We start from the raw sequence: 17,629 nt of genomic DNA on the forward strand, positions 1-17,629 counted from the left end.
AGGGCGCATGATTCCATTGTAGAGAACGTATGAGTAAGCTATTTGTCATGGGCATGGGCCCAGGTGATTTGGGTTTGGTTGCCCCTAATGCAACCGCAGCATTGTCTGTTTGCAGCGATTGGGTTGCCTACGGGTATTATCTTGATTTGCTTGGCGAACTGAGCGAAGGAAAAACTTTCCACAATTTGCCACTTGGTGAAGAAATTGGTCGCGCTCGATTGGCCTTAGATCTTGCAGCAGAAGGCAAAAATACCGCGTTAATTTCCAGTGGCGATATTGGCATTTACGCCATGGCAACCTTAGTATTTGAGTTGCTGGACATGCAATTACAAGGCAAAGAAAACCACCCTGAATGGCTCGATGTGGACATTGAAGTCATACCCGGAATTTCAGCAATGCAAGCCGGCGCCAGCCGCGTGGGTGCCATGTTAGGGCACGACTTTTGTACCATTTCACTTTCCGATCTTTTAACGCCATGGGAAACCATCGATAAGCGCTTGCATGCCTGTGGCGCTGGCGACTTTGTCGTGTCTTTTTACAACCCCGTGTCGAAAAAACGTGATTGGCAACTTAACCACGCGCGTGATGTCCTATTGCAATACCGTCCTGCCAGCACGCCAGTCATGATTGGCCGTCAACTGACACGCCCAGAAGAAGAGATTACTTTTACAACACTGGGAGAATTAGACGCAAAAGACGTGGACATGTTTACCATGGTAAGTGTTGGCAACTCGGATACGAAACACATAGTGAATGGTGAGAAACAGTGGATTTATACGCCACGTGGTTACTCAAAAAAACTTTAGTTAATCAAGATGTTAATACGATTAAGAGACACAATATGACGGTTTATTTTATTGGCGCCGGCCCAGGTGACCCAGACTTGATGACAATCAAAGCCGTCAAAACAATGGAGCGTTGTCCTATTGTTTTGTACGCAGGTTCATTGATTCCTCCTCAGGTGATAGACAGTGTTCGCGGTTCTGCTGAAGCCATTTATGACACAGCGGAAATGAATTTAGACGAAACCACCGCGGTGATAGAAAAAGCGGCGCAAGAAGGCAAAGACGTTGCGCGTTTGCAGTGCGGAGACCCTGCGTTGTATGGCGCGATCGGTGAACAGATTCGTCGATTGGAAGCATTAGATATAGATTACGAAGTGATTCCAGGGGTTAGTGCTGTTGCGGCTTCCGCCGCTATGCTAAGAAAAGAATTGACCTTGTCTGGCGTTTCTCAGACGGTGATTATGACGAGATACGAAGGCAAAACTCCTTTCCCTGAGCGTGAGCGTTTACCTGCGCTTGCTCAAAGTGGTGCGACCTTAGCAATTCACCTAGGCGTAACGCGTATTCATAAAATAGTTGAAGAACTGATTCCTCATTATGGTGAAGATTGCCCCGTTGCCGTCTGCTATCGCACAAGTTGGCCAGATCAGGATTATGTAGTGGGTACTTTGTCGGATATTGTGGCAAAAGTACGCGAGAAAAAATTCACTCGCACCAGTTTGATATTGGTCGGGAAGGTATTAGACACAGAAGATTTTGCAGACTCCTATTTATACGACAAAGGACAGGCGCACATCTTTCGTAAGATACATAAGTCTAAGAAAACATAATTTTAAAATATTATCCCTTAAAGTAAGAAGGATGAATCATGCAGTTGAATAAAATTCCCACAACAATTGTGACTGGCTTTTTGGGCAGTGGTAAAACAACCTTATTATCCAATGTGCTAAAGCAAGCTGCAGGAAAGCGCATTGCGGTTATCGTTAATGAATTTGGTGAGCTAGACATTGACTCAGAGCTACTGCGCTCTTGTCCATTGGATTGCCCGGATGAAGGTCAGGAAGCGACTGGACAACGCGGTGATGATGGTTTCTATGAATTAGCAAATGGGTGTATTTGCTGTACGGTAGAAGAAGAGTTCTTACCGGTGATGGAACAGCTGGTGGCGCGCAGAGATGACATAGACCATATTTTAATTGAAACCAGTGGATTGGCGTTGCCAAAGCCTTTAGTACAAGCGTTTAACTGGCCAGGTATCAAAGAGTATTGCACCGTTGATGCGGTAATCACTGTGGTCGATGGTCCTGCTGTAGCCGCAGGGCGTTTTGCTCATGATGAAGACAAAGTTCAGGCACAGCGCCAAGCGGACGAGAGTCTAGACCATGACCCAAGCTTGCAAGAGCTGTTAGACGATCAGTTGAGTGCAGCAGATCTAGTTGTTGTCAGTAAAAATGATCTATTGAACGACGAAGAGAGAGCACGAGTGCAAGACATTATCAGTCATGAAGTGCCAAATACGGTGAAAACCGTGTACATCGAAAATGGAGAAGCCGCACTTGATATGTTGCTAGGCATTGATGCTGCAACGGAAAGCCGAATCGACGAAGTGCATAACCACCATGATCATCATCATGCTCACGGCGCGCACCACGATCATGCCCATGACCACTTTGATTCTTTTGTTATTACCTTGGGTGAAGTGCAGTCTGACCTTTTGCAAGAAACCCTCACACAGCTGGTTGAAGAGCATAATATTTTTCGTATAAAAGGGTTTGCGGCAGTACATGGCAAACCGATGCGCCAAGTGTTTCAAGCAGTAGGAACGCGTTTAGACCGTTATTTTGATCGCTTATGGCAGCCTGAAGAGGTGCGTAAAACCCAGCTGGTATTTATCGGTAAAGGCATTAGTAAAGAGCAGGTTGAGAATATTCTTCATGATGCTTTGAGTGCTTGATCACGGCTACTGCGCTTGCCAATACTTTGTTAAAAATAGACTCGAATTGCTCATTTATAACTATAAACTCCGCTTTCTCGTCTATTTTTGCCTCGTCTTGGCTTCGCTCGTAACACCGTGAATAAGTGTCGAATAACCGAATAACTAGATTGATTTAATAAAAGAACGTAATTGGAGAAACCGTGCACTTATTAGCAGCCAAACCGGGTGGCTTTGTTGACGACGAAGGGATTGTCGATCTTGGGCAATCCCCAGCAGACTTGGTTATTTTGGCCGCGGCGGACAGTGTGCTCGGTGCTTTAGGCAGTGCTCTAGATCAATTGATTACAGAGCTAGGATCTCTGCCATCAGTTCGGCTTGCAAATTGGATGCAGTTGGTCAAACCCGCGGCTTACGATTTGTACGAACACAAGGTGCTCGATCACGCTAAAGTGGTCGTGGTGTCTTTGTTGGGCGGTGAGCATTACTGGGCATACGGTTTTCAGCGCTTGCAAGAATGGGCGCAAGCCAAAGCAGGTCGCACGCTTATCATCGTGCCGGGCGACGATTCACAAGACCCTTCACTAATGAACGTTTCCACTGCAAAACCAGAAGACTGTCATCGAGTATGGCGTTACTTGCGTGAAAGTGGCCAAGTTAACTCTCAGCAATTGTTCTATTTCCTCATTGATCGTTATTTTGGGTCGCCGTGTGCTTGGCAAGAGCCTACTCCTTTACCCAGTGCTTTGATTTATCATGCGGGGCATTCTGCTGGCTTTGCCCAGTGGCAAAATCATTATTCCGATGAATTAGCGCAAGGCTCTCCGGTCGCTATTTTGGCGTTTTATCGTTCTCATCTTCAAAGTGGCAACACCGTGATGTTTGATTGCTTGATCGAAGTGCTAGAGCAAGAAGGTCTGGTTCCGCTGGCGGTGGCGGTAAGCTCCTTAAAAGACGATGTCTCGGTAGGCTTGATCGAATCGTTAGTGGAACGCACTCAAGCCAAGGTGATTTTAAACACCACAGGTTTTGCGGCAAATCGCGTGGGCAGTCCAGATTTGGCTTCTGAGCCAACGGATTTTCAATCGGCTTTTGCTTCGCCGATACCCGTTTTGCAATTGATTTTGTCTGGAAGTACCGAAGAAGATTGGCAAGTGCAAACTCAAGGCCTTCGCAGCCGTGATGTGGCCATGCAAATTGTCTTGCCAGAAATGGACGGTCGCATTATTACTCGTGCAGTCAGTTTCAAAGCATTAAGCCATTACAACGATATCGCCCAAGTCGATTTAGTGCGTTACGAATTGCAAGAAGAGCGAGCGCGTTTTGTTGCTCAACTGGCTAAGCGTTTCGCCAATTTAGCCAGCAAACCGAATCATCAAAAACGCATCGCTTTGGTGTTGGCTAATTACCCAACCAAAGACGGTCGTATTGGTAACGGCGTAGGCTTGGACACACCGGCCTCGACAGTGAATCTATTAAAAGCCTTAGAATCGGCGGGCTATCCGATTGCGAATATTCCCGACCACGGCAACGCTTTGATCGAAGAGCTACTTGGCGCGGTGACCAATAACCCCAATACCTTACATGAACGTGGCTGTTGGCAAAGTATCGCCTTGGAAGACTACTTACACTATTTTTATCAGTTGCCATTGGAATGCCAACACGCCGTTTGGGATCGCTGGGGGCCACCGGAAGAAGACCATAAATGCCGCGAGCAAAACGGCCAACGTCGCATCATGCTAGCGGGTATTCGCTTAGGAGAAACGTTTGTCGGTATTCAGCCGGCTCGTGGTTTCAATTTAGATCTCGCGGCGAATTACCATGACCCAGATTTGATTCCGCCCCACAGTTATTTGGCCTTCTATTTTTGGTTGCGCTATGTCTATAAGGTCGACGCTTTTGTGCATGTGGGCAAACATGGCAACCTTGAATGGTTGCCGGGCAAAGGCACGGCATTATCAGATCAGTGTTGGCCAGATATTGCGTTAGGGCCGATGCCGCATTTTTACCCTTTCATTGTGAATGATCCGGGTGAGGGTGCGCAGGCCAAGCGCCGCACACAAGCGGTGATTGTTGATCATCTTATGCCGCCGATGACCCGCGCTGAAACTTATGGCGATATGGCGGAGTTAGAAAGTTTAGTTGATGAGTATTACCAAGCCATGGGCATGGACGTACGTCGAGAAACTTGGCTGCGTGAACAGATTCTTGAAAAAGTCCAAACCACACATTTGCTTGAAGAGCTGGCAGGGATAGAAGCGGACAACGATGAGTCCGTGCTGGAAGGGTTAGATACTTACTTATGTGAGATAAAAGAGGCGCAAATTCGTCATGGATTGCACCGTTTAGGGGAGTTACCCGAGGACGATAAACTGGCCGATACGCTGGTGGCATTATTGCGATTACCGCGCGGAAGTGAGATCACCAGTCAAGGGATTCTCCACGCTTTAGTCAAAGATTTATCGTTGCAACAAGACGATTTTGATCCGATGAAAAGTGAGCGAACGTTATGGCTTGGCAATAAGCCCGAGCGTTTACAGTCTGTAAGCGAACTAACGTGGCGGACTCATGCGGATACCAAGGAGCGCTTGGAGCTAATGGCCAAGGCGTTGGTCCTGAGCCATTTGATTGGTAAAGCTTCCATTGATGAGCTGGCCATACTCTTGCCGCAAACCGCTGCGTTGTTAGCTCACAGTAAAAAACGCTTGTTCGTCGCGCTGCAGCAAAGTGCAAACGACGAGATTCAGGCATTAATCACGGGCTTGGCGGGCGGTTTTATTCCTCCTGGACCAAGTGGTGCGCCGACGCGCGGCCGATTAGATACCTTGCCCACAGGGCGCAACTTTTTCTCCGTTGATAACCGCGCGATTCCGTCTCCGGCGGCTTGGGCGATTGGCCAGCAGTCCGCTGAAGCGCTCATTCAGCGGCATTTACAAGAACATGGTGATTACCCTAGAGACTTAGGCTTGTCCGTGTGGGGAACGGCCACCATGCGAACGGGCGGCGATGATATTGCTCAAGCGTTTGCTTTAATGGGAGTTCGGCCGATTTGGGCGCCGGGCTCGAATCGTGTGACGGATTTTGAGGTGCTTTCTTGCATGCAGTTAGGTCGTCCGCGAGTGGATGTCACCTTACGTGTCTCCGGTTTCTTTCGAGATGCTTTCGCCAACGTTATGCGGCTTTACGATGCGGCGGTGCAAGCCATTGCCGATTATCAAGAGCCGGGCACAGGCAATGTTATTCGTGACAATGTGGAAGCGCGAAAAAGCACATTACTGGCTCAAGGCATGGGTGAATCCGAGGCAAATCGTCAAGCCACCTATCGCGTTTTCGGCAGTAAACCGGGGGCTTATGGCGCGGGTTTGCAAGGTTTAATCGACGAGCGTTGCTGGGACACCAAAGCCGACTTAGCGGAAGCTTATGTTAACTGGGGGGGGTACGCTTATGGTTCTTATGGCGACGGGGCTGACAATCAAGGAAATGGCGAAGGCGTAGAGGCAAAAGACGCGTTTGTGGCGCGTTTGTCGCAGTTGGACGCGGTGGTGCAAAACCAAGATAACCGCGAGCACGATATACTTGATTCGGACGATTATTATCAGTTTCAAGGCGGTATGACCAATGCCGTTACCGAGTTTAGTGGTCAAGCGCCCAGTGTTTATCACAGTGACCACTCGAATCCGAGCTCGCCTAAAATTCGCACCCTAAAAGAAGAGCTAAATCGCGTCGTACGTTCGCGAGTGTTGAATCCAAAATGGATCGACGCCATGCAAACGCACGGTTATAAAGGCGCGTTTGAAATGACCGCTACGGTGGATTATTTATTTGCTTATGATGCGACGACCGATTTGGTCTCGGATTATCAATACGAACAAGTCACCGATAGGTTGTTGCTCGATCCAGACAACCAAGCCTTCATGCGAGATAATAATCCTCATGCATTAGAAGAAATGGGCGAGCGTCTATTAGAAGCAATACAGCGCGGCATGTGGCAAAATGCGGGCGATTATAAAGACAGCATTCAATCCTTGTTGCTTGATTTGGATCAGCAACAAGAACAAAGCCTGTGATCTTGGGCAGAAGGTCACTTGTAACCTTGTTGGCAGTCACTAGACTGATTGTCAGCTAAGTCGAATACAGAAAGAGAGAAAGCATGAAAAATTCAGAACAGGCCAAAAAGGGCATTATGATTTGTGGCCACGGCAGCCGTGATAAAGACGCAGAGCGTGAGTTTGGTCTAGTAGCAAAAGGACTAAAAGAGCGTTTTCCCGATTTACCTGTCGAGTATGGCTTTTTGGAATTTTCTGCCCCTAACATTCATATGGGTTTAAACAGCTTGGTTGACCAAGGTGTTGAAGAAATTTATGCGGTGCCTGGCATGTTGTTCGCAGCAACGCATGCGAAAAACGACATTCCTTCGGTGTTAACCACTTACGAAGAAAAGCACCCAGGTTTGCACATCACTTATGGCCGTGAGTTAGGCTTACAAGATGACATGATCGATGCCTTCCAAGCGCGCATTTATGAATCACTGGGATTGGACCCTGAAAACCCGCCAGCCAACCTTTATGACACTCTGTTGGTTGTCGTTGGTCGTGGTACCTCGGATACGTCTGCGAACGCAGAAGCGGCGAAGTTGACGCGCATTGTTAACGAAAATATGGGCTTTGGCTGGGCGGATACGGTTTACTCTGGCGTAACATATCCGTCTGTAGGGGTTGGTTTAGAAAACCTAATGAAGTTAGGCTACAAGCGCATAGTGGTTGCCCCATATTTCTTATTTACTGGTCGCTTGATCAAACGTATTCAAGGTTATGTCGACAAGGTGGCTCAAGCTTACCCAAGTATTGAGTTCATTCAAACACCTTATCTAAATGACCATCCGCGGGTTATTGATGCTTTTCAAAATCGTGTGGAAGAAATCATGCAAGGGGAATCGCAGACCGGCGAAGAAACCTTGATGAATTCTTTTAAGCGACGTTTGGCAGCAGGTGAGGTGGATGTTCACCACCACCATGCTGAGTTTGTTGACCCACAAGACGACACGCAAGGCCTGTCTAGTTTTGACCTTAAGCATGCTGTTGTCTCTTCGGGTGAGTCGTCTCACTCTTCTGTGCTTAAACCGCATTCACACGATCATAGTCACGGACATTCGCATGATCATGGACACTCTCATGGTCATAGTCATAGCCACGGACATTCACATGATCATGGGCATTCTCATGGTGTTTACAAGCACATTGGTCACCCAATGGGGCCACGCACTATGATTGGTGAAGGGATTTGCTGTTGTTTTATGGGGCAGTTTACACAAGACATTCTTGAAGAAGAGAAAGACAAAATCGACGGTGATTGCACGAAAACCGCGTTTGCCCACAAATAATTCAAACGTTGCGGATAAAAAAATGCCAGCTTCTTTATGTAAAGTTGCTGGCATTTTTTATGGTTTAACCAAATGTTATTGGTTTGAAGTGTCCATTTTAGTCTCACTTTCTACCGTCTCAGCTGCTGTCGCCACGGTGTCTTTTTCCTGTGTTTCTTTATCTACTAGAGGCTGTTTTAGTTCAGCTAAGTCCTTGTTTAGTTTTTCAATTTTGTCTTCGAGAAGTTTAGAGTACGCCACTTGGTTAGACAGCTTTTTACGAAGTTGTTGCTGAATGTCTTCGGATTCATTTAAGTTTTTCATTTCAGTGTTGATGAAAGTAACCAATGCTTTTCCTTGCTGCTCAAACGATAGGTCACGTTTGTCTTCTGTGCCAAGTGTGTAACTGATTTCAAAAAGAATTTTTTCGTAGCCAGTAACGAAGTCTTCATAATCTTTTGATGACAAAGCTTTGAGTTTTTTCACTGTCAACGAAATCCGCTCCGCTCTTTTCACCGAAAAAAGAACCGCATCTGCTTTTTCTTTAATTGCATCGATTGCTCTTGGGTCGGCGGCAATGAACGCAATTGTAGCATTCAATGATGCGGATACTTGAGACAGGGACTTCGGCGCATGTTGTGAAATGTCTGATTTAATGAGTCGATCGAGTTCTTTTTGAGCATCCGCTAAGTAAATTTTACTGACGGTTTTGACTTCAAGAGCGCGCAGATTTGCGACCAACGCAGGTTGAGCGGCAATGGCATCTCCTGTTTTTTCGTCTGCAATTTGATCAACCAGTTTTTTTAACTCTGTGTTGAGTTCTTTGACTGTACTTGGAAAGTATTTTTCAGCGTCAATTTTTTTCAACTGTGCGTGATAATCAAAGGCTTCAGACAGAGTGGACAGGGATGTGGCTTTTAAGCCTCTTGCTTTGTCCATGCGGCTGTTAAATTGATTAAGACTTTCTTTGGCTGCGCCGATGTTGGTGGTAGAAGTAAAAAGCCCAGTGCTGCTGTTGGCTTCGGATGGATCAAACTCAAATTTTGCGTAATATTCTTTCGCTTCCGCCAGTGCTTTATTGGCTTCTTCTACGTGCTTTGCTGCAAACCAGTCTAGCTCTTCTTCGACGCCTTTCGAGACTTGCTGTTCTGCTTGGTCTAACGAGGCTTTGAATTCGCTGATTTGACTGATGGTTTCAGACTGTTTAGCGTCTTCGCTTAGGTTGGATGCAGAGTCAGGGTTCGAGGCGCAACCTGCCAGTGTTAAAGTGATAGTGGTGAGCATTAACGCTAGCTTGAGTTCCTTTTTCATAACAGAGTTCCTTATCGGTTGATCAGTTCATAAATAAAACAGAAAGAGACAGTGTCGAAACTATAGCATTATTGTGCATGGTTTGAGTAAAGAATGAGCAGGAAAAAAATAACCCCGACAAAGCGGGGTTATGTAAAGTCAGGCTGGCTTTAGGGTATTGCTATTAAAGTGTGAAAGGGCGGTCGCCGTTTTCGTCTTTAATTCGAGTCGGCAAGCCCATGTCATTCAACAAACCTAAGAAAGGTTTTGGATCAAGTTGCTCAACGTTACGCATCTCTTTCGCATCCCACGTGCCATTGGCAACCAAGATGGCTGCTGCAACAGGTGGCACGCCAGCTGTATAAGAAATACCTTGGCTGCCGACTTCGTTGAACGCGTCTTTGTGGTCTGCAACGTTGTAGATGAAGACTTCTTTCTCTTTGCCATCTTTGATACCTTTCACTACATCACCAATGCAGGTTTTTCCTGTGTAATCAGGGGCAAGAGAAGAAGGGTCAGGCAGTACCGCTTTTACCACTTTAAGTGGCACGACTTCTAAACCTTCCGCGGTTTTAACGGGCTGTTCAGACAGCAGGCCAAGGTTTTTAAGCACGGTGAATACGTTGATGTAGTGTTCGCCAAACCCCATCCAGAAACGCACGTTTGGTACATTCAAGTTTTGTGAGATGGAGTGCACTTCATCATGGCCTGTCATGTAGGCTGTTTGTTTGCCGACGACAGGTAAATCGTCTGTGCGGCTGACTTCAAACATTTTATTTTCTTGCCACGCGCTGTCTTGCCAAGAGTACACACGTCCGGTGAATTCACGGAAGTTAATCTCTGGATCAAAGTTGGTTGCGAAGTATTTACCGTGGCTGCCGGCGTTGATATCAATGATGTCGATATCACTCACACTGTCAAAATAATCGTTGTACGCAAGGGCGGCGTAAGCGTTGACAACACCTGGATCAAAGCCCACGCCAAGAATGGCTGTGATGCCTTTTTCTTTACACGCGTCGCGGCGTTTCCATTCGTAGTTTGCGTACCAAGGTGGGGTTTCACAAATTTTAGCTGGGTCTTCATGGATGGCGGTGTCTAGGTAAGCGGCACCCGTTTCCATGCAGGCTTCAAGCACAGACATGTTGATGAAGGCTGAGCCTACGTTGATGACGATTTGAGATTCGGTGTCTTGAATCAATTTAACCGTTGCTGGCACGTCAAGAGCGTCTAGGGCGAATGCTTGAATGCGGCCCTCTACCTTCATGCTGCCTTTGTCGAGGACACTGGATACAATATCGTCGCATTTCGTAACGCTGCGCGAAGCAATTGCGATATTGCCCAGTGTGTCATTGTGTTGGGCGCATTTATGGGCCACAACACGAGCCACGCCTCCACCGCCGATGATTAGGACATTTTTTTTCATAGTAACGCTATCTCCAAAATAAAAAGTGTTGAACCGTATTAACTTATGATTAAGACAAGTTCTGCTCAAAATCGTTGTAGTCGAATTCCCTAACGAGCTCGATAGTGCCATCCAGTTGGCGTATGGCAATAGACGGCATTTTTACACCGTTAAACCAGTTCTTTTTCACCATGGTGTAGCCTGCGGCGTCTTGAAACGATAGGCGGTCACCAACTTGCAAGGGTTTTTCAAATTTGAATTCGCCGAAAATATCACCCGCTAAGCAAGATTTTCCACAAATCATGTATTCCTGCTCGCCTTCACACGGTGCCATTTTAGCATTTTCACGGTAGATCAATAAATCCAGCATGTGCGCTTCGATAGAGCTGTCTACAACGGCTAAGTTTTTGCCATTGAATAACGTGTCCAATACTGTCACTTCAAGCGTGGTACTTTTGGTAATACTGGCTTCACCTGGCTCTAAATACACTTGAATGTCGTACTTCTCAGCAAACGCTTTTAGGCGTTGGCAAAACTTATCGATAGGGTAGTTTTCCCCTGTGAAATGTATGCCGCCGCCAAGGCTTACCCATTTCACTTGCTGAATCAAATGACCAAAACGTTCTTCGATCAGGTTCAGCATGTCATCAAAGCGATCAAAATCGTTGTTCTCACAGTTATTGTGGAACATAAAACCGGATATGTCGTGAATCACTGTTTCAATTTTTTCTGGGTCCCATTCGCCAAGTCGGCTAAAAGGGCGCGCTGGGTCGGCAATCAAAAACTCAGATGTACTGACCTGAGGATTCACGCGTAGCCCCCGAGTTTTGTCTTTGCTGGCGTCTTTAAAACGGTTGAATTGGCCGATAGAGTTGAAGATTATTTTGTCGGAGTGGTCTAATACTTCGCTAATTTCATCGTCAGAATACGCCACGCTGTAGGCGTGAGTTTCACCCTTGAATTTGGTTTTTCCAAGCTTCACTTCGTACAGAGATGAAGACGTCGTGCCGTCCATGTACTCTTGCATCAGGTCAAACACTGACCAAGTGGCAAAGCATTTTAAAGCAAGCAAAGACTTGGCTCCGGACTGTTGGCGCACATAGGCGATCTTCTCTAAATTCTTCAGAAGAGCCGCTTTATCAATGAGGTAATATGGTGTCTTGATCATGGCAACCTGCCCGTTAGTCAAAACGGTGTATTCTAGAGCAAAGGTGGGGGCTTTTTCTAGCTTAAAAACGCTATTTTACAGGGCTTTTTGTGACGTTTTGGTGACTTCCTTGGGGTTTTAAGGGCTTGAAATTTTGTGGCATAAGGAATTGCACTTTTAGAATTGGCTGCAATGAGTAATAGGCCTATTGTCTGTTTCACTTTATAATTCTGTTTAACAACGGTATGGCGGTTTTGGTCGTTCTATACACGGCGTTTATAAAAGCCAAAGCCGCACGGGTAAATGATTTTTTAAGAGTATGAGGAACATCTTAGTATGTTGATTTTAGTAATAGGGTTGGTGGTTTTCTTTTGTCTGCATTCTGTTCGCTTGGTGGCTCCTCATTGGCGTGAGACGATTATGCAGCAGCATGGCGCGATGCGTTGGAAAATGCGCTTTGGGATGATCACACTATTGTCGACCGCGTTTATTGTGATGGGGTATCTACAAATGCGCGTTGAGCCAGTTTGGTTGTGGTTCCCACCCGTTTGGACACGCCATTTGGCGGGATTGCTGGTATTGGTTGCGTTGTTCTTTGCAGGCTCTGCGTTGGTTCCCAATACCACAATGAAAAAGAAAATCGGTTATCCAATGTTGATCGCGGTGAAAATCTGGGCATTTGCGCATTTGATCAGTAACGGTTCGTTGGCTGATGTGATGGTATTTGGCAGCTTTTTGGTGTGGTCTATTGTGAGCTTTGCTGTGTATCGTCGTCGTGATAGAAAAGCTGGAGTCATTAGAGACTTTGAATCTGGCGTGCAATATGACTTAGCGGCGTTCGCGTTTGCTATGGTGTCTTGGTTTGCTATCGCGTTTTACCTGCATCAAGCCATTATTGGTGTGTCTCCATTGGTTTAGTGCTCTCCCAACCTGTAACAATGCCCTATCAGACTAAAATCTAATAGGGCATTTTTTTGTCTGTTCGGCAATGCCTGAAATGGTAGTAAGGAGAGTATTAATGCCATCAGCAATTTATTGAGTGGCTTGCCTACATGTTCATCACGTAAAGCGGATAGTTCCATTGAGTATTAAGCGTTTTTTCAAGTTAGCCGTCATTTTCAGCTTTTGATACTTTGGGGGCTTTCTGTTATCGTCCGCGGCCATTTTATTCGTGTTGATAGGTAAAAATAGATGATTTGTGGTTTTGATTACGGAACATCCAATTGCGCGTTGGGCGTTATGCAAGATTCGTCAGTGCGTTTAGTCGCGTTGGAAGGAGATCACTCTTTTTTACCTTCTACTTTATACGCTCTAGATCGTGACTTAATCACCGAAGCCGTTGGTCGAGGCCTTCAAGATATTCATGTAAGACAATCCTTTGCAGAGCTTAGACAAAATGCGTTAACTCGTGCCAAGCGCGCTCGTTACGAAGAAGACATCGCGGATGAAGATCAGACGTTATTTTTTGGTCGCGCTGCATTTGAAGAATACTTTCAATGGCCTGAAGAAGGCTATTTTGTAAAATCTCCCAAATCTTTCCTTGGTGGTGCTGGCTTACGTTCTGAGCACATTCACTTCTTTGAAGACATCGTCACAGTGATGATGCAAAACATCAAACAACGCGCTGAAAAGTCTCTTGGTCAGGAGATTACTCACACGGTGATTGGGCGACCAGTCAACTTCCAAGGCCTTGATGCCGAAGCCAGTAACCGACAAGCCTTAGACATTCTCACAACGGCTGGAAAGCGCGCAGGGTTTAAGGAAATTGAGTTCCTTTATGAGCCAATAGCGGCGGGGTTAGATTTTGAAATGACCTTGCCAGACAACAAAACCGTCTTGGTTGTGGATATTGGTGGTGGTACTACGGACTGCGCGATGGTGCGAATGGGGCCAGATTATCTAAAAAAAGCGGACCGTCGTGACGATTTTCTGGCTCATACTGGAGAGCGTGTTGGCGGTAATGATTTGGACATACAAATTGCCGGCCGACATTTTATGCCTCTGTTCGGGATGAATAGCTTGTTAAAAACGGGGTTGCCCATGCCAACACAGCTTTACTGGAACGCCGTGACCACGAATGACGTGTCAGCGATTGCAACCTTTAATAGTATGGAAACCAAACAGCAAATCGAGCAACTGAAATTAGACGCGGCCAACCCCAAATTAATAGAACGTTTCTTGCGCATGAGAGAAGAGAAACACAATTACCACATTGTAAGAAGCGCAGAAGAAGCCAAAATTGCACTGTCTGACTCGTTTCATTATACCGCCGCGCTGGATTACATCGAAGCGGCCTTAGGAGCCGACATCACGCGGGATGCATTGGCAAAATCCATCGATTCTCCATTAGAAAAAATGCTTAACCTGATGAAAGCCGCCATTGCGCAGGCAGGTGAAACCCCAGATTTAATTTACATGACTGGTGGTTCCGCCAAATCGCCCGTTATTCGTGAGGCGATTCAAGCCAGTATTGGTGATATCCCCGTCTTGGATGGCGATCACTTTGGCAGTGTTGCCGCTGGGCTAACGGTTTGGTCTGAACGTATTTTTAGATAACGCCGATCCAAATTTTTCATCTTTGATGGTGCTTGTTGGTGCTATAATGTTGTCCTACTAAACATTTGTATGGAGTACCAACTTGCTAAAGTCTGTGATGATTCAGATAAAAGACCTTTTTGCATGGAGCGATATCAAGCGACCTTGGCATCTTGCGGTTTTAGCCGCCGTCGCTGTTGGGACGCCCGCCTTGATCGGCGCTGCGACCAATCAATTTGCCGTTGCCACCTTATCCAGCTTGGGCGCCATGGTTATCTTGTATCTACCAAAAACGCGTATTGCCCATAGAATGGTGACCTTGGCCATGTGTTCTTTTGGCTTTATGGTGTGTTTTAGCGTGGGCTCGTTGGCCAGTGTTAACCCTTACCTTGCTGCGCTGGCGCTTGGGATCTTGTCATTTAGTGCCATTGTCATTACGCGCTATTATCGTCTTCCTCCACCGGGCAGTTTTTTCTTCATTCTTGTGTCTGCGCTTGCGATTTATTTGCCATTTGATTTGAGCCGGTGGTCTGCGAACATTGGCATGGTGGGGTTGGGGGGCATGTTGGCATGCATACTGGCTTTCTTTTACAGCTTGATGACGCACGCAAATGACTTACCTCCCGTTAAGATAGAGACGGATCCTCAAGTAAACGCCATTATTTTAGAAGGCGCTCTGGTCGCATTCTGTATTGCTTTTGCTTATTTCGTGGCCGTGTTGTGCCATTTACCAAACGCATTGTGGGTGCCTATTTCTTGCGCGGCTATTTTGCAAGGCGCTACTTATCGGATGATCTGGCACCGTAACATTCATCGCATTGTGGGAACGGCATTAGGGATGGGCGTTGCTTCTGTGCTGTTTTCTTTTCAACCTAATTACTGGGTGTTGGCACTTAGCATGATCTTTTTCCAGTTTGTTGTGGAATTATTGATCGTAAAAAACTACGGTGCCGCGGTGATTTTTATTACGCCGCTCACCGTCATCATGGCCGAAATCACCAGCGCAAACATGAGCACAGAAGTGTTGTTGCATCACCGTTTGGTTGATATCTCCATTGGCAGCACCATTGGTATTATAGGCGGTACTGTTTTTCATCGCACTTCTCTTCTCAAAAATATTGAATCGAGAATGAACGCACGCAGTTCTTTATCAGGTCGTAAGCCTTCCTAAGCGCAATTTGCAATTCGTTTGTTGCTTAACGCGGACTTAAAACGTACGCTTCGAACTTCGGTCAACGTCGTTACTTAATGAGGTTGACCGTTCTTGTGAAGGTGCCAGTCTGACTGGTGAAACGGGAAACAGGTGAGTGGACTTACACAAACCCTGTACTGCCCCCGCAACGGTAAATAAGTGATGTATTTTTTCTCGTTTCCACTGTTCGTGAGCGTAATGATATCGGATGGGAAGGGGCGAGAGACGTAAAAATACAGTTCGATCCCACACTTATGAGTCCGGAGACCGGCCTTCATTGACTCGTATTTGGGTAAACCAATACGTTAATTTGAATCATACGGGTGAGTATGAGATCCATTTTGGAGGCACATCGTGCACATTGAACCGGGCGTCGTTGACGGCGCAAAAATTGTTTTAAGTTACGCGACGGCCTTTGCCGCGCTTGGTCTATCCGCTAAAGCGTCCATCGAGATGATAAAAAAAGACGGCTTGCTGTCTTTGATCGGTCGTAGTGCGTTAACCACTCTTTTTGTCTTTGCTTTTTTTGAGATACTGCCTCATCAGGCTGTGGGCGTATCGGAAGTGCATCTCATCTTGGGGTCGACGTTGTTTCTTGTTTTTGGCCCGGCCGCGGCATCTATAGGCCTGATATTAGGCTTATTAACACAAGGTGTTTTCTTTGCTCAATTCGACTTGCCTCAATATGGTATGAACGTCACGACGTTATTGTTGCCTTTGTTTGCTATGTCTGCGGTGGCTCGTCGCACTATCGCGGAGAATACGGCATACGTCGATATTAGCTATAAACAGGCATTGAAACTGTCCTTAACTTACCAAGGCGGCATTGTCGCTTGGGTGGCGTTCTGGGCATTTTATGGTCAAGGTATGGGTGCTGATAACTTGGCCTCTGTGGCGACGTTTGGTATCGCGTATTTGAGTGTTGTGCTGATTGAACCTATTCTGGACCTTGCTGTTCTGGCTGGGGCGAAAAGCCTGCACCGTTTTAAACAGTCGTCTTTGTTTGAAGCGCGTTTGTTTAATTAAACGCAGTTGATCGATAGCAAATGCCCGTTCTGAGTCTACTTAGGACGGGCATTTTTGTCTTCAGCGTTTGTAGCGACCGTGTTCACTCACAAACTCCAAAAAGGCGCGATTGGCTTTCGATAGATAGCTGTCTTTACGCCAAGCAATACCAAGGTCTAACCAAATGGGTGGATCAAATGATCGGGTTATTAGCTCGTCGTCGTCTTCTATTACCATAGAGAGTAAGGTTGAGATGCCAAAACCTTGTTGAGTAATGGATTTGATTAGTGGAATTAAATTGGTTTCGAAGCCAATTTTAGGTTGTTTATTACACGCTTTGGCCAGTTTATCGACGATGCGACGATGAAAATACCCCTCTTTAAACATCACCAATTCTTCATCGAAAAACGCGTCTGGCGTGATGCGTTCTAGTTGGCTAAAGGGGTGATCTGTCGCAATGGTGACTCGCATTTCTTCACGAATCAATGCCTGAGTTTCCAAGCCGTCGGGCAGGGTTTCCGCGACGATCACACTCAGATCCAACTCGCCATTTTCGAGCATTTGTTGCAGTTGCCACGTACCGCCTTCAATGACTTTAAGCGCAATGGTAGGGTATTTGTGGCGAAACGCCATCAAAATGGGGGGGAAATAATACGAGCCCAACATGCTGGGAATTCCTACGCGAACTTCGCCCTGACTTAATCCCTGTAGTTCACCCATTTCCAGCAGAGCGTCATCGGTTGCCTGAACGATTTTTTCCGCATGAACCAATAACCTTTTACCTTCATCCGTTAAACCCACGTGACGATCGGCTCGATGGATGAGAGTCAAACCTAAATCGGCTTCCAATTTTTTGATCGCCATACTCACGGCAGGCTGAGCGACACTCAACTGCTGAGCCGCTTTCGTGAAACTGGCGGTTTTTGCAATGGCAACAAAGTAACGCAATGGTTTAATGTCCATCAGAGATCCTTATGGATT

Annotated in this window: 13 protein-coding genes and 1 riboswitch; of the genes, 9 read left to right on the forward strand and 4 right to left on the reverse strand. The window is 46.4% G+C overall.

All coding sequences use genetic code 11. The features are described from left to right. The first annotated feature begins 29 nt into the window (after positions 1-29). From cobJ to AABA11_RS04915, 5 genes are all read left to right on the forward strand, one after another. Entirely contained in the window at positions 30-806 is a 777-nt protein-coding gene (gene cobJ / locus AABA11_RS04895; protein ID WP_338265894.1) for a precorrin-3B C(17)-methyltransferase, read from the forward strand. 35 nt (positions 807-841) lie between these two features. Continuing rightward, entirely contained in the window at positions 842-1,615 is a 774-nt protein-coding gene (cobM, locus tag AABA11_RS04900; protein WP_338265896.1) for a precorrin-4 C(11)-methyltransferase, read from the forward strand. 38 nt (positions 1,616-1,653) lie between these two features. Continuing rightward, the gene (gene cobW / locus AABA11_RS04905; RefSeq protein ID WP_265728812.1) at positions 1,654-2,739 is read left to right on the forward strand and encodes a cobalamin biosynthesis protein CobW; all 1,086 of its coding nucleotides are present in this window, start codon (positions 1,654-1,656) and stop codon (positions 2,737-2,739) included. Positions 2,740-2,921: 182 nt separating this feature from the next. Further along, on the forward strand, positions 2,922-6,785 hold the full coding sequence (gene cobN, locus AABA11_RS04910) for a cobaltochelatase subunit CobN (protein WP_338265898.1): 3,864 nt from the start codon (positions 2,922-2,924) through the stop codon (positions 6,783-6,785). An 83-nt stretch (positions 6,786-6,868) separates the two neighbouring features. Next, positions 6,869-8,098: a sirohydrochlorin chelatase gene (locus AABA11_RS04915; protein ID WP_338265900.1), complete on the forward strand. Its 1,230-nt coding sequence runs from the start codon at positions 6,869-6,871 to the stop codon at positions 8,096-8,098. A 75-nt stretch (positions 8,099-8,173) separates the two neighbouring features. On the opposite strand, the gene AABA11_RS04920 is transcribed toward AABA11_RS04915, so the two are convergent. From AABA11_RS04920 to nspC, 3 genes are all read right to left on the reverse strand, one after another. Further along, positions 8,174-9,388 carry a hypothetical protein gene (locus AABA11_RS04920; protein ID WP_338265901.1) on the reverse strand — a complete coding sequence of 405 codons (1,215 nt, stop codon included), beginning with the start codon at positions 9,386-9,388 and terminating at the stop codon, positions 8,174-8,176. A gap of 163 nt (positions 9,389-9,551) precedes the next feature. After that, on the reverse strand, positions 9,552-10,790 hold the full coding sequence (locus AABA11_RS04925; protein ID WP_265728815.1) for a saccharopine dehydrogenase family protein: 1,239 nt from the start codon (positions 10,788-10,790) through the stop codon (positions 9,552-9,554). Between the two features lie 49 nt (positions 10,791-10,839). Then, positions 10,840-11,937 carry a carboxynorspermidine decarboxylase gene (nspC, locus tag AABA11_RS04930; protein WP_338265904.1) on the reverse strand — a complete coding sequence of 366 codons (1,098 nt, stop codon included), beginning with the start codon at positions 11,935-11,937 and terminating at the stop codon, positions 10,840-10,842. A 315-nt stretch (positions 11,938-12,252) separates the two neighbouring features. Between nspC and AABA11_RS04935 the strand changes: the two genes are divergently transcribed. From AABA11_RS04935 to AABA11_RS04950, 4 genes are all read left to right on the forward strand, one after another. After that, positions 12,253-12,834, forward strand: a complete 582-nt coding sequence (locus tag AABA11_RS04935) for an NnrU family protein (protein ID WP_338265907.1) — start codon at positions 12,253-12,255, stop codon at positions 12,832-12,834. Between the two features lie 273 nt (positions 12,835-13,107). Then, positions 13,108-14,472, forward strand: coding sequence for a molecular chaperone (gene yegD, locus AABA11_RS04940; RefSeq protein ID WP_338265910.1), 1,365 nt, complete (start codon positions 13,108-13,110; stop codon positions 14,470-14,472). Positions 14,473-14,554: 82 nt separating this feature from the next. Beyond that, a complete protein-coding gene (locus AABA11_RS04945) occupies positions 14,555-15,622 on the forward strand; it encodes an FUSC family protein (protein WP_338265912.1) in 1,068 nt (355 codons plus the stop codon). Between the two features lie 82 nt (positions 15,623-15,704). Next, a riboswitch (cobalamin riboswitch) is annotated at positions 15,705-15,933 on the forward strand. 64 nt (positions 15,934-15,997) lie between these two features. Continuing rightward, the gene (locus AABA11_RS04950) at positions 15,998-16,669 is read left to right on the forward strand and encodes an energy-coupling factor ABC transporter permease (RefSeq protein WP_338265915.1); all 672 of its coding nucleotides are present in this window, start codon (positions 15,998-16,000) and stop codon (positions 16,667-16,669) included. Positions 16,670-16,729: 60 nt separating this feature from the next. Here AABA11_RS04950 and AABA11_RS04955 read toward each other — a convergent pair whose 3' ends face one another. After that, positions 16,730-17,611 carry a LysR family transcriptional regulator gene (locus tag AABA11_RS04955; protein WP_338265918.1) on the reverse strand — a complete coding sequence of 294 codons (882 nt, stop codon included), beginning with the start codon at positions 17,609-17,611 and terminating at the stop codon, positions 16,730-16,732. Positions 17,612-17,629 lie beyond the last annotated feature (18 nt).

The sequence above is a fragment of the Marinomonas pontica genome, from assembly GCF_036322735.1.
In the GTDB taxonomy this organism is placed as follows: Bacteria; Pseudomonadota; Gammaproteobacteria; order Pseudomonadales; family Marinomonadaceae; genus Marinomonas; species Marinomonas pontica.